The following is a 22020-nucleotide window of genomic DNA, read 5'->3' as shown; positions in this document are numbered from 1 at the left end:
CGCCCATGGCGGGCAGCCGCTGTCCCGGCGGGGAGAGCGGCTGCCCGCCTCCGCGCGTTGCCGCGGACCGCCGGCCGAGGCGGTCAGGAGGATCAGGAACCGGCCTGATGCCGCTTCGGCTCGGGCTGCGGGGCCTGGCCGGCGTACTCCGGGTGGTGCAGGTCGAACGCCGGGGACTCCGAGCGGATCCGGGGCAGGGTGACGAAGTTGTGCCGGGGCGGCGGGCAGGAGGTCGCCCACTCCAGGGAACGGCCGTAGCCCCAGGGGTCGTCGGTCTCGACCTTCGCGCCGTGCACGGCGGTCGTCCAGACGTTGTAGAGGAACGGCAGCGTGGACACGCCCAGCAGGAACGCGCCGATCGTGGAGACCGTGTTGAGCGCCGTGAAGCCGTCGGCCGCCAGGTAGTCGGCGTACCGGCGGGGCATGCCCTCGGCGCCCAGCCAGTGCTGCACCAGGAAGGTGGTGTGGAAGCCCGTGAACAGGGTCCAGAACTGGATCTTCCCGAGCCGCTCGTCGAGCATCCGGCCCGTGAACTTCGGCCACCAGAAGTAGAAGCCGCCGAAGACCGCGAAGACGACCGTGCCGAAGACGACGTAGTGGAAGTGGGCCACCACGAAGTACGAGTCCGTGACGTGGAAGTCCAGCGGCGGCGACGCCAGGATCACCCCGGACAGCCCGCCGAACAGGAACGTCACCAGGAAGCCCAGCGCCCACAGCATGGGTGTCTCGAAGGACAGCGAACCCTTGATCATCGTGCCGGTCCAGTTGAAGAACTTCACGCCCGTCGGCACCGCGATGAGGAACGACGTGAACGAGAAGAACGGCAGCAGCACCGCGCCGGTGGCGAACATGTGGTGCGCCCACACCACCACCGACAGCCCGGTGATCGTCATGGTCGCGCCGACCAGCGTCAGATAGCCGAAGATCGGCTTGCGGCTGAACACCGGGATGATCTCCGTGACGATCCCGAAGAACGGCAGCGCGATGATGTACACCTCGGGGTGCCCGAAGAACCAGAACAGGTGCTGCCACAGCAGCGGGCCCCCATTGGCCGCCTCGAACACCCGGGCGCCGAACCGCCGGTCCGCCTCCAGCACCAGCAGCGCCGCCGCCAGCACCGGGAAGGCCAGCAGGATCAGGATCGACGTGAACAGCGTGTTCCAGGTGAAGATCGGCATCCGGAACATCGTCATGCCGGGTGCGCGCATCCCGATGATGGTGGTGATGAAGTTGACCGCGCCGAGGATCGTCCCGAAGCCGGACAGCGCCAGGCCCATGATCCACAGGTCCGGGCCGAGACCGGGGGAGTGGGCGGCGTCGTTGAGCGGCGCGTAGGCGAACCAGCCGAAGTCGGCCGGCCCGTCCGGCACCAGCAGCGAACCCAGCACGATCAGCCCGCCGAACGTGAACAGCCAGTACGACAGCATGTTCAGCCGCGGGAAGGCCACGTCGGGCGCGCCGATCTGCAACGGCATCAGCTCGTTGGCGAAGCCCGCGAAGCTGGGGGTGGCGAACAGCAGCAGCATGATCGTGCCGTGCAGCGTGAACAGCTGGTTGTACTGCTCGTTGCTCATGACCTGGAGGCCCGGCCGGGCGAGTTCCGCGCGCATCAGCAGGGCCATGACCCCGCCGGCCAGGAAGAAGCAGAACCCCGTGATCAGGTACAGATGACCGATCCTCTTGTGGTCGGTGGTGATGAGCCACTCCACGACCAGCCGGCCGCCCCGGCCGGTGCGCACCGGCCGTGCCGTCGTCCCCGCGACCTCGGTCCCCATCGCTCGCTCGCCCCTTCGCGTCGTCGCGCCCGGGCCCGCCACGGCCCGCGGCGCGCGGGCCCGCGAGCCGCCGTCCTGCCGCTCGCCGGGCCGTGCGCCCGGCAGGGGGCATACGGCGGTTGTGTGCTGAATCCGTGAAATCTCCTATGCGGCGTCAGCTTCCGTGGCGTCGAACAGGATTGCCGGGGAATCGCGCCGCGGACCCGCCCCGATCCCCCACGGGGGCACTTTCCGCCGGGGAATTCGAAGCCGTCCGCCGACACGCGTGAATTCGGCTCGATTACCCCGGTAAGCCGAACGGAAACGCCCGTTCGGGTGACGGCCGGCCGTGATGTCAGCCGATGTCGGGTGGCTGAAACCGGGCCGCGAGGCTGTGACAGAGGTGTGACCGGAACCGGATACGGCTCTTACCCTGCTGTGCCCGCTTCCGTCGTCGCCGGAAGCGGCCTAGCGTGGCGGCATGGCACCGATTCCCACTCCGCCAGCGGAGCCCCAGGACAGTCCGGACGGGTACGTCGGTCTCGACGCCGCACACGCCGAGCGCCTCGCCCGCGAGCGCGGTTGGCCCTCGGTGCGGTCGCTGCCGCCGGGCGCGGTCATCACCATGGAGTACCGCGCGGGCCGGCTGAACTTCGAGGTGCGGGACGGCCGGGTGGCCCGCGCCTGGAAGGGCTGACCGGGGCCGGTGACACGGATACGGCGAAGGCCCCGCTCCTCGTCAGGGAGCGGGGCCTTCGCCGTGGCGCGGGGTGGTGGTGCGTACCGGGCCCCGTCGCCGTTCCCGCCGTCAGCCGCCTGTCAGGGGGCGGGCCGGCTGGGACGTACCGCGGGGGAGACGGTCGGCGTGCGGCGGGCGGCGGCTGCCCACCGGGGTGACCGGGGTGCGTTCCGAACGGGCCGTGTGCGGCCCGGGGGCCAGGTGGGCCGGGCCCCGGGAGGCCCGGGTCGCGGAGACCGGCTCGCGGACCGGCGCCGGCTCCGCCGGGGCGCCGCGCGGCCGGAGCGCCACCGGCCGGACCGGGACGGCCGGTTCCGGCACGGGCAGGCCGCCGCGGGCGCGCAGGCGGTCGCGCAGGACGAAGATCCCCTGCTCGGCCCGGGCGATCAGCGGCTCGAACCAGGGCAGGGCGAGCAGGATCAGCAGGCCGGCGGCCCAGCCGAGCAGTACGTCGCTCAGCCAGTGCGTACCGAGGTAGACGGTGGTGAGGCCGACGCCGAGCGAGGTCACCGCGGAGAGGGCCGACAGCCAGCGGCGCGCTCTCGGGGTCGAGGCCAGATACGCCAGGATCCCCCAGGTCACGACCGCGTTGGCGGTGTGGCCGCTGGGAAATATATCGCCGCCCAGGCCCATCTCGTTCGAGCCGATCACGGTCGCGTAGTGCGGACCGAGCCGCCCCATGCCGAGCTTGGCGGCGCCGACCGTGATGTTCAGCAGCAGCAGCGAGGCGGCCAGGGTCAGCAGCGGGCGGAGCGTGTGCTGCCGCCAGGAGCGCCAGCCGAGCCAGGCCGCGACCATCACGGCGGTGGGGCCGCGCTGGCCGAGCACCACGTAGTAGTCGAGGAAGGCGTGGATCTGCGGCCACTGCTGGTACGGCCGGAAGAACATGACCTGCCAGTCCAGCCGGACCAGCCAGGAGGTGGTCACCACGGCCCACACGATCGCCAGGTAGAAAGCCAGGGTCGCGGAGAACAGGACGACCCGGTGCCGGCTCATCCTCGGCACATCGATGTGAGCCGGTCGTTCCGGCTCACGGTCCAGTCTGGTGAACACCCGGTCCAGACGCCGGATGAGGTTTCGTTCGGTACGCACCCAATCGACGTTACAGCGAGTGAGCTGGGTCCCCGGTCGAAACAGCGGCTTTGTGATGACGATGTGATGTGGCAAACCTCTCAAGGGCGGCCCGAATTCCAGGGATTCCGCAATCGAGGGAGGCCACTCGAGTCAATTCCTTTGATCATGCCGGGTGTTGTTTATATGGCGCTTATGAATGTGTTAACCCGGTCCTGGCGCGGATTTCTCCCGGCCGTCATCGGGGGGTGGGGGCGGTCACGGCGGACCGGAGCCGTTCAGCCAGAACGCGCCGTAGACCGCCGCCGCGCCCGCCAACCCCGCTGTGACCAGGGCGGCTCGGGAGGTGTGCAGCCGGGCCAGGGCGCAGGCGAGCGGCAGCAGCACCGGGAAGGCCGGCATCAGCAGCCGGGGCTTGGAGCCGAAGTAGCTCGACGCGCACAGGCCGAGGGCGAGGACGATCCCCGTGTACACCAGCAGTTCCACGGGCTGGCGCCCGCGGACGCCGGTGACGTACAGCCGGATCAGCAGGGTGACGCCGATGACCAGGGCGAGGCCGGCGAGAGCCGACGGGAATGACGTGAACTCGGTCCCCACGAAGCGGGCGAAGGCGTAGCCGCCGTCGAACCCGTTGCGCCACCCGGCCTGGACGTCCAGGTACCCGAGCGGGCCGTCGCCGGTGCGCCGCCCGACCCAGAGGACGTAACCGGCGGCACCGAGCGGAGCGATCAGCATGCCGAGCGCACGGCGCCAGGCGGGGGCGCTCGGGGCGGGCGGTGCGCCGGGCGGGCCGGGTACGGGCGCGGGGGCGCGGGTGTCCGTCGGCGCGCCGGGTGTGAGCGCCGGGGCGTGCGAGGCGGCCGGCCCGCCCGGTGTGTGCGCCTGGGCTCGCGAGACGGTGGACGCGCCCGGCGCGCGCATCGTGCCGCGCGCTCGCACGAACGAGACCACGCCCGCCACCCACACCGCGGCGACCACCGCCACCCCCACCGGCCGGGTCAGCCCCGCCAGCGCGGCGAGCGTGCCCGCGGTCAGCCACCGCCCGGTCAGGACCGCGTACAGCGACCAGGCCGCCAGCGCCGTGAACAGCGACTCGCTGTACGCCATCCACTGCACGGCCCCGACCGGCAGCACCGCCCACAGCAGCACCGCCCAGACCCCGGCCCGGGGCCCGTACACCCGGTCGGCGACCGCGAAGATCCCGGCCGCCGCGGCCAGGGACGCCAGCAGGCTCACCACGAAACCGGCGTCCGCGTACGACAGCGGGGTGACCGCGTGCAGCGTCCGCTCCAGCCACGGCAGCAGCGGAAAGAACGCCAGACTGGAGTGGACGTCCCCGTTCGGCAGCCGCACCTCGTAGCCGTACCCCCCTTCCGCAACCCGGGTGTACCAGAGCGAGTCCCAGCGCGCCGTCAGCAGGGTGTACGCGCTCCTGCCGCGCGCGGCGCTCCACACCGTCAGCACGGCCAGCCCCAGAACGCGCACCGCCGCGTAGCCCAGGAGGGCGGGGGCCGCCCGGCGCGGGAGGGAGACGGGGGGCGCGGCTGCGCGCGCGGCGAGATCGGTCACGGATCCGATTATCGACCGCACCCGGAACGGCACCGGCCGCCGGGGCGCGGCCGGGGAGGAGGGCGTGGCGTACCCCACACGGGCCCCGTCGCGCGCGTGAGATGTCCGCCACGTGGCCGTGCGGCGGACTCGCGTACGCTGACGAGTCACTCGCATGGGTTCGCGCGGGTCGGGAAACCGCTCATTCCCGGCCGTACGGCAGGAGTCCCCACCCCGCCGGTCCGCCCCCGCACGAGGGATCTTCTGGGAGGTACGTACATGTCCGGGACGACCACGGCTGCCGCAGGGCCGCGCCGTCGGGCGCCCGGGGCGGATGCCCACCGCTGGGTCGTCCTCGTCGTCCTCTGTGCCAGCCTGCTGCTCGTCGCCCTCGACGCCACCGTGCTGCACGTGGCGGTGCCCGCCGTCACCGAGGACCTCCGGCCCGGCGCCGTGGAACTGCTCTGGATCGTCGACGTCTATCCGCTGGTCTGTGCCGCGCTGCTGATCCTCTTCGGCACTCTCGGGGACCGGGTCGGCCGCAGACGCGTCCTGCTGCTCGGCTACGCCCTGTTCGGTGTGGCGTCCGCCGTGGCCGCGTTCTCGGGGACCGCCGAGATGCTCATCCTGGCCCGCGCGCTGCTCGGCGTCGGCGGCGCCATGATCATGCCCGCGACCCTGTCGATCCTCCGCCAGGTCTTCCCCGACCGGCGCGAGCGCGCCCTCGCCATCGGCGTCTGGAGCGCGGTGGCGGCGGTCGGCGCGGCGGTCGGACCGCTGCTCGGCGGCTTCCTGCTGGAGCACTTCTGGTGGGGCGCGGTCTTCCTGGTCAACATCCCGCTGATGCTGGTCAGCCTCCCGGTGGGCCGGCTCCTGCTGCCCGAGTCGCGGGGGGAGCGGGACGGCCCCTGGGACGTGACCGGCGCGCTGACGGCGGCGGCCGGCCTGTTCGCCGTCGTCCTCGGCGTGCAGCGGCTCGGCGGCGGGCAGGCGGCGGCGAGTCCGCTCACCGCGCTGCCGCTGCTGACCGGCGCGGGTCTCCTCCTGCTCTTCGTACGGCGCCAGCGGCGGCTCCCGTATCCCCTGGTGGATCTGCGCATGTTCCGCCGGCCCGCGTTCAGCACCTCGGTGGGCTGCATCGTGCTGGCCATGCTCGCGCTGGTCGGCCTGGAGCTGATCGCCGCCCAGTACCTGCAACTGGTGCTCGGCCTGTCGCCGCTGGAGACCGGCCTCAGGCTGCTGCCCCTGACCGTCGCCGCGATGGCGGCGGGCCTGGCGGGCGCGCGCATGCTGCGCCGCTTCGGGCCGCGCCGGATGGTGTCCGCGGGCTTCTGCCTGACGGCGGCGGCCGTGCTGACCCTGACGGTGATGGGCGGCACCGACGACCCGCCGCTGCTGCTGGCCGGCTTCGTGCTGCTGGGCTTCGGCCTGGAGACGACGCTGTTCGGCGCGTACGAGTCGATGCTCAGCGAGGCCCCGGCCGACCGGGCCGGCGGCGCCGCGGCGATCGGCGAGACCTCCTACCAGCTGGGGGCCGGGATCGGCATCGCGTTGCTGGGCAGCGTGATGAACGCGGCCTATGCCCCGGCGCTGCGGTCGGTGCCGGGCGTGCCGCGGGACGCGGCACGGGCGGCGGGGCACTCGCTCGGCGAGGCCTACCAGGTCGCCGGGCGGCTCGGCGGGCCCGCCGGGGCCGCGCTGCGCCGGGCGGCGCGGGACTCCTTCGTGCACGGGCTGCATGTGACGCTGCTGCTGAGCGCGGGCCTGTTGCTGCTGGGCGCGCTGATGGCGCTGCGGCTGCCGCGGACCGTGCAGTGCGGCGAGGAGCCGGACGGGACCGCACCGGACGTGCCGGGGCCGCGGGAGGCGGAGGCGACCGGCGGCCGGCCGAGGGTCTCCGCCCGGGCCGCTCTGGACGTGCGGGACACCGCACCGTAACGTCGGCCGGAGAGCTGTGACTAGCGGTGCTAGTTTTACTCCGTTCCCGTGTCCCGGAGGGTGTTCCATGTCCGCGTCCACGAAGCTGCCCCCGTTCGACCCCGCCGACCCGCTCGGGATCGACGACCTGCTGGAGCCGGAGGACCTGGCCGTCCGGGACACCGTCCGCGGCTGGGCGGCCGACCGCGTCCTGCCGTACGTCGCCGACTGGTACGAGAAGGGCGAGCTCCCCGTGATCCGGGACCTCGCACGCGAACTGGGCTCGATCGGCGCGCTCGGCATGTCCCTCACCGGTTACGGATGCGCGGGCGCGAGCGCCGTGCAGTACGGGCTGGCCTGTCTGGAGCTGGAGGCGGCCGACTCGGGCATCCGCTCCCTGGTCTCGGTGCAGGGCTCCCTCGCCATGTACGCCATCCACCGGTTCGGCAGCGAGGAGCAGAAGCAGCAGTGGCTGCCCCGCATGGCCGCCGGTGAGGTGATCGGCTGCTTCGGTCTGACCGAGCCCGACCACGGCTCCGACCCCGCGTCCATGCGCACCCACGCCGTGCGGGACGGCGGGGACTGGGTGCTCAACGGCCGCAAGATGTGGATCACCAACGGGTCCGTGGCCGGCGTCGCCGTCGTGTGGGCGCAGACGGAGGACGGCATCCGCGGGTTCGTCGTGCCCACGGACAGCCCCGGCTTCTCGGCGCCGGAGATCAGGCACAAGTGGTCCCTGCGCGCCTCCGTCACCAGTGAACTCGTCCTCGACGACGTACGGCTGCCCGCCACGGCCGTGCTGCCCGAGGTGACCGGACTGCGCGGACCGCTCAGCTGTCTCTCGCACGCCCGTTACGGCATCGTGTGGGGCGCGATGGGCGCGGCCCGCAGCAGCTTCGAGGCGGCCGTGGAGTACGCGCGGACGCGGGAGCAGTTCGGCCGGCCCATCGGCGGCTTCCAGCTCACCCAGGCCAAACTCGCCGACATGGCGGTCGAACTGCACAAGGGCATCCTGCTCGCCCACCATCTGGGGCGGCGGATGGACGCCGGCCGCCTGCGTCCCGAGCAGGTCAGCTTCGGCAAGCTCAACAACGTCCGCGAGGCCATCGACATCTGCCGTACGGCGCGGACGATCCTCGGTGCCAACGGGATCTCCCTCGAATACCCCGTCATGCGGCACGCGACCAACCTGGAGTCCGTGCTCACCTACGAGGGCACCGTCGAGATGCACCAGCTCGTGCTGGGCAAGGCGCTCACCGGGCTCGACGCCTTCCGGTGAGCCCCGTCGGGGAGCGGGGCCGGGAGCGGCCCCGCCTCAGCTCTGGTTGAAGAAGCCGTCGGAGCGGTGCGAGGACGCCTCACCGCTGATGATCTCGGTGTCGGCGGGGGTCAGCAGGAACACCCGGTTGGAGACACGGTCGATCGAACCGCGCAACCCGAAGATGAGCCCCGCCGCGAAGTCCACGACGCGCTTGGCGTCGCCGGGCTCCATGTTGGTGAGGTTCATGATGACCGGGACACCCTCCCGGAACAGCTCGCCGATGGCGCGGGCGTCCCGGAAGCTGTCCGGGGTGACCGTGCCGATTCTGCGGTCCTTCTCGTCGGCCGTGTCCGTGGCCACCTTCACGCGCGGGTCGGTGACCCAGGCGTCCCCGGACTCGGAGCCCTCGGAGTAGTCGTCGTCGTAGTAGCGCTCGTCATCGTTGTCGTCGACGAGGCCGAGCCACGCACTCGCCTTGCGTACCGATCCCATGGACGCCTCCTCTCACAGCGTTCTTTCTTGCTTTCCGTATCCCTATGGTCATCCATGATGCGGACGGTGCGCCAAGTGGATAGACGCCGCGCGGGGGGTTTGTGACGGTACTGGTGCACAGCAGATCCGTCGAGAGTCCTTGTGCCCCAAGGGGCGAGACTCATACGGGTGCTGACTGAGAGTGAAATATGATGGTACGCGGCGGACGGGTGATGCACAGTGCGTATGGGTGAACCCCAACGTCGTACCACAGTACGGGCGAAACCGGCAGATCGCGCGTGCGGAATGCGGACGGCGCATCGGCGCACGGGCTCCGGCCCGCGCCCTCGCCGCGATCACGGCCGGGTCGCGAGGATCGTGACACGTTATGACGAGCTGCTCATATCCGCGCTGACGGTGGATCAGGCGGCGCGCGGGCCCGGGACGCACCGAGCCCCCGGCGGGGCCGGGGGCTGTTCGGCCGGCTTCGCCGGGGGCTCGGACGCGGGGGAGGGGCAAAGGCCCCGTTTCCCTAGTTCTTCAGCTCCGGAGGGGAGATCCGCGACTTGTCGATCGCGGAACCCGTCGTGTCCCACTTCTTGAGGATCTTGTCGTAGGTGCCGTCCGCGAGCAGCTTGTTCACCGCCGCCCGGAAGGCCGGGGCCAGCGCGGTGCCCTTCTTGAAGGCGAAGCCGACGTCCAGGCGGTGGAACTCGTTGAGGAATCTCAGACCCTGCTGGTGGGCGACGGCGTAGCGCAGTCCGTTGATCGTGGACATCACCACGTCGCTGCGGCCCTGCTGGAGCGAGGACCAGATCGCGCTCGTCTCCCCGTACGTCTGCACCTGGTAGGCCTTCTTGCCCGCGTCGGCGCACACGTGCTTGTTCTCCTCCAGCGTGGCCTCGAAGGTCGTGCCGGCGGCGGTCGCGACGTTCAGGCCGCACAGCTGCGTCAGCTCCGTGATCTTCGAGAGCTTGCTGTCCTCGCGGGTGGCGAAGCCCTGGCCGTCGTTGATGTAGGTGACGAAGTCGATGGTCCTGCGCCGCTCGTCGGTGACACCGAAGTTGCTCGCCCCGACGTCGTACTTGCCGCTGTCCAGGGCGGGCAGGATCGCCTCGAAACTCGCCTGCTCCAGCTTCAGCTCGACGCCCAGCACGCGGGCGACCGCCTTGGTGAAGTCGACGTCCTGGCCGGTGAGGGTCGTGCCGTCGGCGAGGTAGGTGGTGCCGGGCGGGGTGCCGCCGATGCTGACCGCGACGGTGAGGCGGGTGGTGCCCGCCGGCAGCAGCCCCGCCGCGGCCTCGTCCTTCTTCTCGGCGGAGACGACGTCCGTGGTGGGCACCTTGACGGACCTGGCCGCCACTCCTGAGGCGTCCGTGCCGTCCTGGCCGCCGGATCCGGAACCGCAGGCGGTGAGGAGCAGGGCGGCCGACGTGATGCTGACAAAAGGTATGAAATGCCGATAAGCGGGCGTACGCATCGGGGAGCGGTCTCCTGAAGCCGAAGGGGGTGCGACAACGCGAGGGGAGGGGTGTGCGTGTGAAGGCGGAGAAGCAAGAGAACGCGAGTGCGCCCGCCGTGAGGCGGGTGCGCGCAGGGGGTCAGCTCAACAGGAAGAGGACCACACGCGACCGAAGTCGATGTGGGAGCGGGTGACCAGCCACTGCTGTGGATGCATGGGCCAAGTGGAACAGGCATTCGGTTCTGCGTCAACCGAGTTGAGATGTACCGCTCACAGTATGGACAGCCTTGACAGCGGAGGGAAACGCCCCCGTACTCTCGGGGTGCGGCCCTGCTGAGGGGCTCGGCCGTAACGCGCCGTGCGGCGCGTCCGTGTGAAGGCACCACCCCGTATCGACGACTCTCCCCCGCTCCCGGCCTCGCCGAGCGGCGGACTCCCCCGTCACGGAGCCTTCGCATGTCATCCGACACCCTCGCCAAACTCCCCACGGTCCCGGAGCTGCCCGAGCCCGCGGACGCTCCCCGGATCGTCCCGCAGCGCCGGTACGGGCAGTGGGCCGCCGCCGTCACCGTCCTCGTCGCGCTCGGCCTGGCCGTCAACTCGGTCGTGCGCAACAAGGCGTTCCAGTGGGACGTCGTCGCCGACTACTTCACCTCGGACTCCGTCCTGCGCGGACTGTGGCTCACGCTGTGGCTGACCGCGGTGGTGATGGTCCTCGGCTTCGCCCTCGGCACCCTGCTCGCCGCGTTCCGGCTGTCCGCCAACCCCGTGCTGCGCGCGGTCAGCTGGGGCTACGTGTGGCTGTTCCGGTCGATCCCGATCCTGGTGCAGCTCCTGCTGTGGTTCAACATCGGGGCGCTGTACCCCCAGGTGTTCGGCGTGCGGACCGTCGACCTGCTCAGCCCGGTGGCCGTCGCGATCGTCGGCCTCACCCTGCACGAGGCCGCCTACGCCGCCGAGGTCGTCCGCGGCGGGATCCTCTCCGTGGACCGCGGCCAGATCGAGGCGGCCCACGCGCTCGGCCTGAGCCGGTGGCGGCGCTGGTGGCGGATCGTGCTGCCGCAGGCGATGCGCTCCATCGTGCCGCCGGCCGGGAACATGCTGATCGGCACCCTCAAGGGCACCTCGATCGTCAGCGTCATCGCCGTCAACGACCTTCTGTTCTCCGCCCAGTTGATCTACCACCGCACCTATCAGGTGATCCCGCTGCTGATGGTCGCCACCCTCTGGTACGCCGTGGTCACCTCGCTGCTGGGCGTCGGCCAGTACTACGTCGAGAAGCGCTACGCGCGCGGCACGGAGAGCGCCCGATGAGACAGCAGCTGGTGATCGTCGGAGCCGGGCCGCGGGGGACCGGCATCCTCGAACGCCTCGCCGCCAACGCGCCCGGCCTGTACACCGGTTCGGGCCTCGACGTCCATCTGGTCGACCCCCATCCGCCGGGCGGCGGACGCATCTGGCGCGAGGAGCAGTCGCCGCTGCTGTGGATGAACTCGCACGCCGAGGACGTCACCATGTTCACCGACGAGACGGTGGCGATGGACGGTCCGGTGCGCGAGGGCCCCACCCTGCACGAGTGGGCCCGGCTCGACGGCCGCGTCTTCGCCGGCCGCCAGGTCCAGGGCCGCTATCTGCGCTGGGTGTACGAGCGGGCCCTCGCCGACCTCCCCGCGAACGTCTCCGTGTACCACCACCCCCGGCGCGCCCTCCGGGTCGGCGGGCCGCGCGAGGGCCGCCAGCAGGTGTGGCTGGAGGGCCTCGCGCGGCCCCTCCCCGCCGACCTGGTGATCCTCACCCTCGGCCATTTGGACTCCGAACCGGACGCGGAACAGGCCCGGTTGGCGCGGTACGCCCGCGAACACGGCCTGGTGCACCTGCCGCCCGACTTCACCGCCGACAGCGACCTCTCGCCGCTCGCACCCGGCGAACCCGTCCTCGTCCGCGGGTTCGGCCTGGCCTTCGTCGACCTGATGGTGCTGCTCACCGAGGGACGCGGCGGACGGTACGAGGGGGAGACCTACCTCCCCTCGGGGCGCGAGCCGGTGCTGTACGTCGGCTCGCGGCGCGGGGTGCCGTACCACTCCAAGATCGGCTACGACTGGACCGGAGACCGTCCCCCGCTGCCCCGGTTCCTCGGCCCCGCCGAGGTGGCGGAACTCCTGGCCCGGCCCGGCGGCTTCGACTTCCGGCGCGATGTGTGGCCCCTGGTCGAGAAGGAACTGGGCTTCGCCCACTACCACCGGCTGTTCACCGCCCACCCCGGGCGTACGGCGATGGCCTGGGCCGACTTCGAGGAGAAGTACGCGGTGGCCGGGGACCCCGCCGAGGTGCGGGCGCTGGTCGCCGCGGCCGTACCGGACCCGGCCGACCGGCTCGACCTCGCCGCGCTCGACCGCCCGCTGGACGGCGTCCGGTACGCCTCGCACGAGGACTTCCAGGCGGGGCTCAGGGACTATGTCGAGGCCGACCTGGACCGGCGTCACGACCCCGCGCACAGCGCGGACCTGGGCGTCTTCCTCGGGCTGCTCTCCGTCTACGGACAGCTCGTGCGGCTCGGGGACATCGGGCCCCGGTGGCACGGGTTCTTCAGCTACCTGGCGTCCGGGCCGCCCGGGCCGCGACTGCGGCAGATGCTCGCGCTGTCCCGGGCCGGGCTGCTGAAGTTCGTCGGCGCCGGCATGACCGTCATCGCCGAGGACGGGGTGTTCCGGGCGGCCGGTTCCACCGTGCCCGGGTTCTCCGTCGAGGCCCGGGCGCTGGTCGAGGCCCGACTGCCCGAGCCCACCGTCGGGCGCGCCCGGGACGGCCTGCTGCGCGAACTGCACGCCGACGGCGCCGCCGCGACCCCCGACGGGCTGCTCCGGGTCGACCCCCGCGACGGCCGAGTCCTCGACGGTGCCGGGCGCCCGCACCCCCGGCGCTTCGCGCTCGGCCCGTACACCGACACCCGTACCCCCGGCGCCTTCACCCGCCCCCGCACCGGCGGACCCGCGTTCCGGCAGAACGACGCCACCGCCCGGGCGGCACTGGCCTTCCTGCGGGACCTGGCCGGCCGCCCGGCCGCCTGAACCCCTCGACCCGAAAAGGAACTCACCTGCCATGACCGTCATGGTCGACATCAGGTCGGTGCACAAGAGCTTCGGCCCGCTGGACGTGCTCAGGGGCATCGACCTCCAGGTGCGCGCCGGCGAGGTCACCGTCGTGCTCGGCCCGTCCGGCTCCGGCAAGTCCACGCTGCTGCGCACCATCAACCACCTGGAGAAGGTGGACCGGGGCGAGATCAGCGTGGACGGCGCGCTGATGGGCTACCGGCGCGCCGGGGACAGACTGTACGAGCTGCCCGAACGGGAGGTGCTCCGCCAGCGCACCCGCATCGGGTTCGTCTTCCAGGACTTCCACCTCTTCCCGCACCTCACCGTGCTGGACAACGTCGTCGAGGCGCCGGTGTCCGCGCTGAAGCGGCCCCGCAAGGAGGCGCTGGAGCACGCGCGCCGGCTGCTGGAGCGGGTCGGGCTCGCGGACAAGACCGGTGCCTATCCCCGGCAGTTGTCCGGCGGGCAGCAGCAACGGGTCGCCATCGCCCGGGCGCTGGCGCTGGAGCCGAAGCTGCTGCTGTTCGACGAGCCGACGTCGGCACTCGATCCCGAACTGGTGGGCGAGGTCCTCGATGTCATCCGGGACCTGGCGGCGGGGGGCACCACGATGATCGTCGTCACGCACGAGATCGCGTTCGCCCGGGAGGTCGCCGACACGGTGGTGTTCATGGCCGACGGGAGGATCGTCGAGCAGGGGCCGCCGCAGGAGGTGCTCGGCGCTCCGCGGGAGGAACGGACGCGGACGTTCCTGGCGAAGGTGCTGTGAGGATGGCGGCCGTGGTCGCCGCGGACGGCGCGTCCGGCACCGCGCCGGCCGTCCGGACGGCGTGGACGGCCCGCCGGCCGCGCCCGGGCGGCGGCCCGCCGTCGCGGCGGACGCGGGAACCGGGGAGGCGCACGGCATGAGCAGTCTGCTGCACCTCGCCGCCGCCGTGGACCAGCCCGGCCCGCCCGACGCGGCCACCTGCACGGAGCTGGCCCTGCTCGCCGAGCGCGGCGGGCTGGACTTCGTGACGCTGGACGACTCCTCCGCCCGGCCCGGGCCCGACGCGCTCGGCGTGCTGTCCGGGCTGGCACCCGCGACCCGGCGGATCGGGCTGGTGCCGACCGTCACCACCGCTCACGGCGAGTCCCTCCGGGTGCGGGCCGCCGTGGCCGCCCTGGACCGGGTCAGCCGCGGGCGGGCCGGCTGGCGGACCGACGTGCCGGCCACCGAGGGGGAGGCCCGGCTGTGCGGCCGCCGGCCCGCGGCGTTACCGGACACGCAGTGGCGGGAGGCGGGCGGGGCCGCCGGCGCGGCGGCCGGGCCGGGGGACTGCTGGGAGGACGGCGCCGAGAGCCGGGACGCGGCCACCGGCCGGTTCCCGGACCGGGACCGCTCGCACCACGCCGACCTCACCCGCACCGCGTTCTCGGTCCGGGACCCCTCCACCGTGCCCCGGCCGCCGCAGGGCCACCCCGTCCGCGTGGTCGACGCCACCGACGACCACGCTCTCACCGTCGCCGCCCGGTACGCGGACGTGGCCCTGGTGCGGGCCACGGACCCGGCCCAGGCCGCCGGCGTACGCGACCGGCTGCGGGAACGGGCCCGCGCGTCCGGCCGGGACCCGGCCACCCTGCGGATCCTGGTCAGCCTGCTGGTGGACCTCGGCGACGGCGAGTGCGCGGCCCGGCCGGGGCACGGCGGGGGCGGCCCGCGGCCCACCGCGCGGGGCCCGCTGTACCGGGGCGGCCCGGTCGATCTCGCGGAACTGGTGACCGCCTGGCATGCCGACGGCGTCACCGACGGCTTCCACCTGATCCCCGTCGAACCGCGCCGCGACCTGGAACGGCTGGTCAACGGCACCGTGGCGCTGCTCCAGCACCGCGGCCTGTTCCGCACCTTCTACCCGGGCAGCACCCTGCGCGAGCACCTGGGCCTCGGCCGGTCCGCCCACCGCTACGCCGTGCTGACGGACTACGGCCGGCACCCCGCGCCCTGATCCGGCGCCAGACCCCGGCCGCCGCTCCCGCTGGGGAGCGACGGCCGCACACGAAAGGAGACAACGGCATGACGACGGACGCATCCGACGCCTGGAAGCAGTGGCACGAGAAGCGCGTGGAGGCGGTCACGGCTCCCTACGGGCCGCTCGCACTGACCGGGACCCACTGGATCGAGGACTATCCGGAGGGGCGACTTCCGGACATTCCCGGGACCTGGGTGGCCGAAGAGGACGGGGTGGCGCTCACCGCCGCCGACACCGACGGCCTCACCGTGGACGGCCGGCCCCTCGCGGGGACGGTCGCCCTGGCCGCCGACCGCGGCCCGGAGTCCGCAGCGCGGGTCGCGCTGGGCGGGAAACGACTGGTCGTCCTGGTCCGCGAGGGCGTCTGGGGAGTGCGCGTCTACGACCCCGGCGCGAAGGCCCGCCGCGCCTTCCCGGGCATCGAGGCCGGCCCCTACGACCCGGACTGGGCGGTGCCGGCGCGGTTCACGCCGTACGACGCCACGCGCACCGTACGGGTCGGCAACGCGGACGGCCGCGAACGCGGGTTCGATCTCGCCGGGGAGCTGGGCTTCACCCTGGCCGGGCGGGAGCGGACCCTGAAGGCCGCACGGCAGGCGGACGGGGCGCTGTGGGCGGTGTTCGCCGACGCCACCAGCGGCGACACGAGCTTCCGGTTCCGCTTCCTCTTCGCCGGGGCGCCGGACGCCGAGGGGCGCACGACCGTCGACTTCAACCGCGCCCAGCTCCCGCCGTGCGCCTTCGCCGACCACTTCCTCTGCCCCTTCCCGCCCCCCGGGAACACGCTGGACGTGGCGGTGCCGGCGGGGGAGCGCCGGGTGGGCTGAACGGGGTGCGCACCCGGGGCCGGTGCGGGGGGTGTTGATGCTTTCGAGTGGTTTGGAGGCGACGGCCGAAAGGCACCCTTGTGCCGACCGGCCGTTCGGCCGAATACTCCCCCTCAGCGCTTGTCAGGGGCATGCGTATTTGAATCCGGTCGGTTCCCTGGCTGCGCCTCACGGGCCCCGACCCCACGCGGGCCCCCTGACTTCCCTTGGAGGGAACGACAAGTGAGGATCAAGCGCATCACTCCCCGCAACGGTGCCACGAGACGGACCCGGCTGACCGCCGTGGCCACCGGCTTCCTGGCCGCAGCGGCGTTCGCGGCCCCCACCGCCAACGCCAGCGATGCCCACACGTTCAGCGCCACCCAGCTGACCAGTGCGAGCGACTCCGTCCGAAAGGCCGACATCCCCGGTACGGCCTGGGCGGTCGACGGCAGGACCCACCGCGTCGTCGTCACCGTCGACAGCACGGTGTCCCCGACCGAGATCGCCAGGATCAAGCAGCAGGCCGGCGCCGACGCGGGCGCGCTCACCATCAAGCACACCCCCGGCAGGTTCAAGAAGCTGATCACCGGCGGTGACGCCATCTACGGCGGCGCCTACCGCTGTTCGCTCGGCTTCAACGTGCACAGCGGCAGCACGTACTACTTCCTGACCGCCGGGCACTGCGGCCAGGTCGCCTCCACCTGGTACAGCAACTCCAGCAAGACCACGGTGCTCGGCACCAACGTCGGCTACAGCTTCCCGGGCAACGACTTCGCACTGGTGCGCTACACCAACTCCTCGGTGGCGCACCCGAGCGCGGTGGGCAGCCAGACCATCAGCAGCGCGGCCACCCCGTCCGTGGGGACGACCGTCTACCGGCGCGGCTCCACCACCGGCACCCACAGCGGCCGGGTGACGGCGCTGAACGCCACGGTCAACTACGGCAGCGGTGACGTCGTCTCCGGGCTGATCCAGACCACCGTCTGCGCCGAGGGCGGCGACAGCGGCGGCCCGCTCTACGGGGGCAGCGTGGCCTACGGTCTGACCTCCGGCGGCAGCGGCGACTGCACCTCCGGCGGTACGACCTTCTTCCAGCCGGTCACCGAGGCGCTGAGCTACTACGGGGTGACCCTGCCCTGACGGCCGCCGGGGCCCGCTCCGGTGACACGAGCCCCCGCCGGCCGAGCGCGAGCGGGGGCTCCGCCGTGCCCCGGCCCGGCCGGCGCGGGCTCCCCGGGCTGCCGGTGTCATGTCCCCGAGAACCATCTGTGGCGGGTGTTCGCGCAGGTGGGAGGCGCCCGAACGGCAGTCGTACATACGTTCGGGAATGGGGGTATGGTGGGGTGAGGGGGTTGGGAACAGATGTTCGAGAGCCGTTCGGGGCTCACGAGTGCGGGAGGTGTGCGTGCCGGGCTTCGCGCATCTGCACACCGTCTCCGGGTTCTCCCTGAGATACGGGGCGTCCCACCCGGAGCGGCTGGCCGAGCGTGCAGCGGAACGGGGCATGGACGCCCTCGCCCTGACCGACCGCGACACCCTCGCCGGCACGGTGCGCTTCGCCAAGGCCTGCGCCGGCGCGGGCGTCCGTCCGCTGTTCGGCGTGGACCTGGCGGTGCGGACGGGACGGGACGTACGGCGGGACCGGCGGCGCACCCCGGTGCGCGGCGGCGCCTTCGTGGACGAGTCGGCGCCCCGGGTGACCTTCCTCGCCCGGGACGGTGCCCGTGGCTGGGCCGGCCTGTGCCGGCTCGTCACGCAGGCGCACGCCGGCGGGGGCACGCCGCTGCTTCCCTGGTCCGCGCACCAGGAGGACGGCCTGGTGGTGCTGCTCGGTCCGGGATCGGACGTAGGGCGCGCGCTGGCCGCCGGGCGGCCCGACCGGGCGGCGGCGCTGCTGGCCCCGTGGCGCGAGATCTACGGCGACGCGCTGCGCCTGGAAGCCGTCTGGCACGGCCGTACCGGCACGGGGACCGGCTCCCTGCGGCTCGCCGCCCGTACCGTCGGCTTCGCCGCCGAGCAGGGGATCCGGCCGGTGCTCAGCAACGCCGTCCGGTACGCCGATCCCGGCCAGGGGCCGGTCGCCGACGTACTGGACGCCGCGCGCCGTCTGGTGCCGGTCGACCCCCGGGGCGAGCTGGACTCCGGCGAGGCGTGGCTGAAGGACCCGCAGGCCATGCTGCGGGTCGCCGAGCGGGTCGTGGAGGCCGCCGGGTTCCGCCGGGACACCGCCCACCGGCTGCTGGAGCAGACCCGGGCCACGGCCGCCGAGTGCCGGGTCGACCCCGAGGGCGGCCTCGGCATCGGCACCGTCCACTTTCCCGAGCCGCACCTCGTCGGCGCCGGCCTGCGCACCGCGCAGCGGACGCTCGCCTCGCGGGCGACGGCGGGGATGCTGCGGCTCGGGTACGGCGGCCGGCGCGCGTACTGGGAGCGGATGCACCACGAGCTGGACATCATCGCCCACCACGGTTTCGCCTCCTACTTCCTGACGGTCGCCCAGGTGGTCGACGACGTACGGGAGATGGGTATCCGGGTGGCCGCGCGGGGCTCCGGCGCCGGGTCGCTCGTCAACCACCTGCTCGGGATCGCGCACGCCGACCCGGTCGGGCACGGGCTGCTGATGGAGCGCTTCCTGTCCAGGGAGCGCGTCGTGCTGCCCGACATCGACATCGACGTGGAGTCCGCGCGGCGGCTGGAGGTCTACCGGGCGATCATCGGCCGGTTCGGCGCGGAGCGGGTCGCGACCGTCTCCATGCCGGAGACCTACCGGGTCCGGCACGCGATCCGGGACGTGGGCGCCGCGCTGTCCATGGACCCGGCCGAGATCGACCGGATCGCCAAGTCCTTCCCGCACATCCGCGCCCGCGACGCCCGGGCCGCCCTGGCGGAGCTGCCCGAGCTGCGGCGGCTGGCGGGGGAGAAGGAGAGGTTCGGCAGGCTGTGGGAGCTGGTGGAGGCTCTCGACGCCCTGCCGCGCGGGACCGCCATGCATCCGTGCGGGGTGCTCCTGTCCGACGCCTCCCTGCTCGCCCGTACGCCGGTGGTGCCGACCAGCGGCGAGGGGCTGCCCATGTCGCAGTTCGACAAGGAGGACGTGGAGGACCTCGGGCTGCTCAAGCTGGACGTGCTGGGGGTGCGGATGCAGTCGGCGATGGCGCACGCGGTCGCCGAGGTGGAGCGGGCGAGCGGGGAGCGGATCGACCTGGACGCGGTGCCGCCGGAGGACCCGGAGACGTACCGGCTGATCCGGTCCACCGAGACCCTGGGGTGCTTCCAGATCGAGTCGCCGGGGCAGCGGGACCTGGTGGGGCGGTTGCAGCCGGCCACCTTCCACGACCTGGTGGTCGACATCTCGCTGTTCCGGCCCGGCCCGGTCGCCGCCGACATGGTGCGGCCGTTCATCGAGGCCCGGCACGGGCGGGCGCCGGTGCGCTGTCCGCACCCGGACCTGGAGGAGGCGCTGAAGGGGACCTACGGGGTCGTCGTCTTCCACGAACAGGTCATCGACATCATCGCCGTCATGACCGGCTGCGGCCGGGGCGAGGCCGACCGGATGCGGCGCGGGCTGTCCGATCCGCAGACGCAGGGGCGGATCAAGGTGTGGTTCGCCGAGCGGGCGGCGGCCAGGGGGTACAGCGCAGAAACGATTCAGCAGACCTGGGGGACCGTGGAGGCCTTCGGTTCGTACGGCTTCTGCAAGGCGCACGCGGTCGCCTTCGCCGTACCCACCTACCAGTCGGCCTGGCTGAAGGCGCACCACCCGGCCGCCTTCTACGCCGGGCTGCTCACGCACGACCCCGGGATGTACCCCAAGCGGCTGCTGCTGGCGGACGCGCGACGGCGCGGGGTGCCGGTCCTGCCGCTGGACGTGAACGTCTCCGGGGTCGCCCATAAGATCGAACTGGTGTCCGAGTTCCCGGCGGTGTGGGGGCTGCGCCTCGCCCTCTGCGACGTGCACGGCATCAGCGAGGCCGAGGCGGAGCGGATCGAGGACGGCCAGCCGTACGCCTCCCTGCTGGACTTCTGGGAGCGGGCCCGGCCCAGCAGGCCGCTGGCGGGACGGCTCGCCCAGGTGGGGGCGCTGGACGCCTTCGGCGCCAACCGGCGTGACCTGCAACTGCACCTCACCGAGCTGCACCGGGGCGCCCGGGGCGGTGGCGGCGGCCAGCTCCCGCTCGCGGGAGGCAGGAGGACCGCGCCGGCCGGCCTGCCGGACCTCACCCCGGCCGAGCGGCTCAGCGCCGAGCTGGGTGTGCTGTCCCTGGACGCCTCCCGCAATCTGATGGACGACCACCGGGAGTTCCTCGACGAGCTGGGCGTGGTCTCCGCGCGCCGGCTGCGCGAGGCGCGGCACGGCGAGACCGTGCTGGTCGCGGGCGCCAAGGCGGCCACCCAGACCCCGCCGATCCGCTCCGGCAAGCGGGTCATCTTCTCCACGCTGGACGACGGCACGGGCCTGGTCGACCTCGCGTTCTTCGACGACTCGCACGACACGTGCGCCCACACCGTCTTCCACTCCTGGCTGCTGCTGGTGCGCGGAGTGGTGCAGCGGCGCGGCCCGCGCAGCCTGAGCGTGGTGGGCTCCGCCGCCTGGAACCTCGCCGAACTGGTGGACGTACGCCACGAGGAGGGACTCGACGGCGTCGCCGCCCGGCTGGCCGGCCCCCGCGCCGACGACGGATCCCCGGCGGATTCCCCGGCGGAGGGCGAAGGCGGTCCGTCCCGGGCCCGGCTCGCCGGTTCGGACGGACTGCCGGCCCCGGCGGGTTCCGCCGCCCAGGACGCGATGGACCGGCGGCGGATCCGCCTGCCCACGGGGTACGAGATGCACCCCTGGGCCGATCTGCGCCCCGCGGGCGAAGGGCCCGCGGTGGGAAGGAAACTGTGGCACCAGAGTCCGGGGAGTGCGGGATGACCATTCTCTGCGTACGTTTCCAGCTGCCGTCGGCGCACGAGGCAGCCCTGCCGGAACTGCTCGGACTGCTTCAGGAGTTCACGCCGGTCGTGGAGGCGCTGCCCCCGGACGGGGCGCTGGCCGATCTGCGCGGTGCCGAGCGGTACTTCGGGCGCGGCGCGGTGGAGCTGGCCTCGGTGATCCGGGTACGCGCCCTCGCGCGGTACGGCGTCGACTGCGTGATCGGCGCCGGACCGGGCCCGATGCTGGCCCGCGTGGCACTGCGCGACGCCCGGCCGGGGGTGACCTGCGCGGTGCCCGAGGACCCCGACGGCATCGCCGGGTTCCTCGCCGGCCGCCCGGTGTCCGCGCTGCCCGGCGTCGGCACGGCGACCACCCGCACCCTGGACGAGTACGGCCTGGACACCCTGGGCCGGGTCGCCGCCGCGCCGCTGTCCACGCTCCAGCGGCTGATCGGCGCGAGGGCGGGCCGGGAACTGCGCGAGAAGGCGGCCGGTGTCGACCGCGGCCGGGTCGTCCCGAACTCCGTCTCCCGCTCCCTGGCCACCGAACGCCCCTTCCGGCGGGACGAGCTGGACCCCGCCCACCACCGCCGCGCCCTGCTCTCGGCGGCCGAGGAGCTGGGCGCCCGGCTGCGCGCCCTGGACAAGGTCTGCCGCACCCTGACCCTCACCGTGCGCTACGCCGACCGCTCCTCGACCACCCGCAGCCGCACCCTGAAGGAGCCGACCGCGCACTCGGCCGAGCTGACGAGGACGGCGTACGGCATGTACGAGTCCCTGGGCCTCCAGCGGGCCCGGGTGAGGGCGATCGCCCTGCGCGCGGAGGACCTGGGGGCCGCCGAGCAGGCTTCCCACCAGCTCACCTTCGACCCGGTGGACGAGAAGGTCCGCCGCATCGAGGAGGTCGCGGACCGCGCGCGGGCGAAGTTCGGGCCGCGGGCGGTGATGCCGGGGCGACTGGCCGCCTGAC

Annotated in this window: 16 protein-coding genes; 11 read left to right on the top strand and 5 right to left on the bottom strand. The window is 73.0% G+C overall.

Annotated features, from left to right (window positions below):
• Window positions 1-92 precede the first annotated feature (92 nt).
• On the bottom strand, window positions 93-1775 hold the full coding sequence (gene ctaD, locus ABZ117_RS18280) for a cytochrome c oxidase subunit I (RefSeq protein WP_356821906.1): 1683 nt from the start codon (window positions 1773-1775) through the stop codon (window positions 93-95).
• A gap of 460 nt (window positions 1776-2235) precedes the next feature.
• Here ctaD and ABZ117_RS18275 point away from each other — a divergent pair, with 460 nt between their 5' ends.
• Window positions 2236-2451 (top strand): I78 family peptidase inhibitor, encoded by a 216-nt coding sequence (locus ABZ117_RS18275; protein WP_356821904.1) that lies wholly within the window; start codon window positions 2236-2238, stop codon window positions 2449-2451.
• A gap of 111 nt (window positions 2452-2562) precedes the next feature.
• Here the strand turns inward: ABZ117_RS18275 and ABZ117_RS18270 are convergent, their stop codons facing one another.
• Together ABZ117_RS18270 and ABZ117_RS18265 are read right to left on the bottom strand one after the other, a co-directional pair.
• Window positions 2563-3585, bottom strand: coding sequence for a phosphatase PAP2 family protein (locus tag ABZ117_RS18270; RefSeq protein WP_356821902.1), 1023 nt, complete (start codon window positions 3583-3585; stop codon window positions 2563-2565).
• A 237-nt stretch (window positions 3586-3822) separates the two neighbouring features.
• Complete coding sequence (locus ABZ117_RS18265) at window positions 3823-5133, bottom strand: hypothetical protein (protein WP_356821900.1); 1311 nt, start codon at window positions 5131-5133, stop codon at window positions 3823-3825.
• 258 nt (window positions 5134-5391) lie between these two features.
• Here ABZ117_RS18265 and ABZ117_RS18260 point away from each other — a divergent pair, with 258 nt between their 5' ends.
• Window positions 5392-7050, top strand: a complete 1659-nt coding sequence (locus ABZ117_RS18260; RefSeq protein WP_356821898.1) for an MFS transporter — start codon at window positions 5392-5394, stop codon at window positions 7048-7050.
• 67 nt (window positions 7051-7117) lie between these two features.
• Window positions 7118-8308 carry an acyl-CoA dehydrogenase family protein gene (locus ABZ117_RS18255; protein WP_356821896.1) on the top strand — a complete coding sequence of 397 codons (1191 nt, stop codon included), beginning with the start codon at window positions 7118-7120 and terminating at the stop codon, window positions 8306-8308.
• Window positions 8309-8344: 36 nt separating this feature from the next.
• Here the strand turns inward: ABZ117_RS18255 and ABZ117_RS18250 are convergent, their stop codons facing one another.
• The gene (locus tag ABZ117_RS18250) at window positions 8345-8782 is read right to left on the bottom strand and encodes a cell division protein SepF (protein ID WP_356821894.1); all 438 of its coding nucleotides are present in this window, start codon (window positions 8780-8782) and stop codon (window positions 8345-8347) included.
• A 511-nt stretch (window positions 8783-9293) separates the two neighbouring features.
• Window positions 9294-10241: an ABC transporter substrate-binding protein gene (locus ABZ117_RS18245; RefSeq protein ID WP_356821892.1), complete on the bottom strand. Its 948-nt coding sequence runs from the start codon at window positions 10239-10241 to the stop codon at window positions 9294-9296.
• A 438-nt stretch (window positions 10242-10679) separates the two neighbouring features.
• Between ABZ117_RS18245 and ABZ117_RS18240 the strand changes: the two genes are divergently transcribed.
• The 8 genes from ABZ117_RS18240 to ABZ117_RS18205 all read left to right on the top strand — a co-directional run bounded on the left by ABZ117_RS18240 (window position 10680) and on the right by ABZ117_RS18205 (window position 22019).
• Complete coding sequence (locus ABZ117_RS18240; RefSeq protein WP_356821890.1) at window positions 10680-11537, top strand: amino acid ABC transporter permease; 858 nt, start codon at window positions 10680-10682, stop codon at window positions 11535-11537.
• On the top strand, window positions 11534-13291 hold the full coding sequence (locus ABZ117_RS18235) for an FAD/NAD(P)-binding protein (protein ID WP_356821888.1): 1758 nt from the start codon (window positions 11534-11536) through the stop codon (window positions 13289-13291). Before ABZ117_RS18240 ends, ABZ117_RS18235 begins: the two co-directional genes overlap by 4 nt.
• 31 nt (window positions 13292-13322) lie before the next feature.
• Window positions 13323-14084 (top strand): amino acid ABC transporter ATP-binding protein, encoded by a 762-nt coding sequence (locus ABZ117_RS18230; protein WP_356821886.1) that lies wholly within the window; start codon window positions 13323-13325, stop codon window positions 14082-14084.
• Between the two features lie 136 nt (window positions 14085-14220).
• On the top strand, window positions 14221-15300 hold the full coding sequence (locus tag ABZ117_RS18225; RefSeq protein ID WP_356821884.1) for an LLM class flavin-dependent oxidoreductase: 1080 nt from the start codon (window positions 14221-14223) through the stop codon (window positions 15298-15300).
• Between the two features lie 68 nt (window positions 15301-15368).
• Window positions 15369-16151 carry a DUF1684 domain-containing protein gene (locus tag ABZ117_RS18220; RefSeq protein WP_356821882.1) on the top strand — a complete coding sequence of 261 codons (783 nt, stop codon included), beginning with the start codon at window positions 15369-15371 and terminating at the stop codon, window positions 16149-16151.
• A gap of 222 nt (window positions 16152-16373) precedes the next feature.
• Complete coding sequence (locus tag ABZ117_RS18215; protein WP_356821880.1) at window positions 16374-17273, top strand: S1 family peptidase; 900 nt, start codon at window positions 16374-16376, stop codon at window positions 17271-17273.
• A gap of 265 nt (window positions 17274-17538) precedes the next feature.
• A complete protein-coding gene (locus tag ABZ117_RS18210; RefSeq protein ID WP_356821878.1) occupies window positions 17539-21048 on the top strand; it encodes a DNA polymerase III subunit alpha in 3510 nt (1169 codons plus the stop codon).
• Window positions 21045-22019, top strand: coding sequence for a hypothetical protein (locus ABZ117_RS18205; protein WP_356821876.1), 975 nt, complete (start codon window positions 21045-21047; stop codon window positions 22017-22019). Before ABZ117_RS18210 ends, ABZ117_RS18205 begins: the two co-directional genes overlap by 4 nt.
• The last annotated feature ends 1 nt before the right edge of the window (window position 22020 follow it).

It is taken from the genome of Streptomyces sp. NPDC006309 (genome assembly GCF_040613095.1).
Lineage (GTDB): Bacteria > Actinomycetota > Actinomycetes > Streptomycetales > Streptomycetaceae > Streptomyces.
Note: the sequence above shows the minus strand (reverse complement) of the source record. Positions and strands in the feature narration are given on the sequence as shown.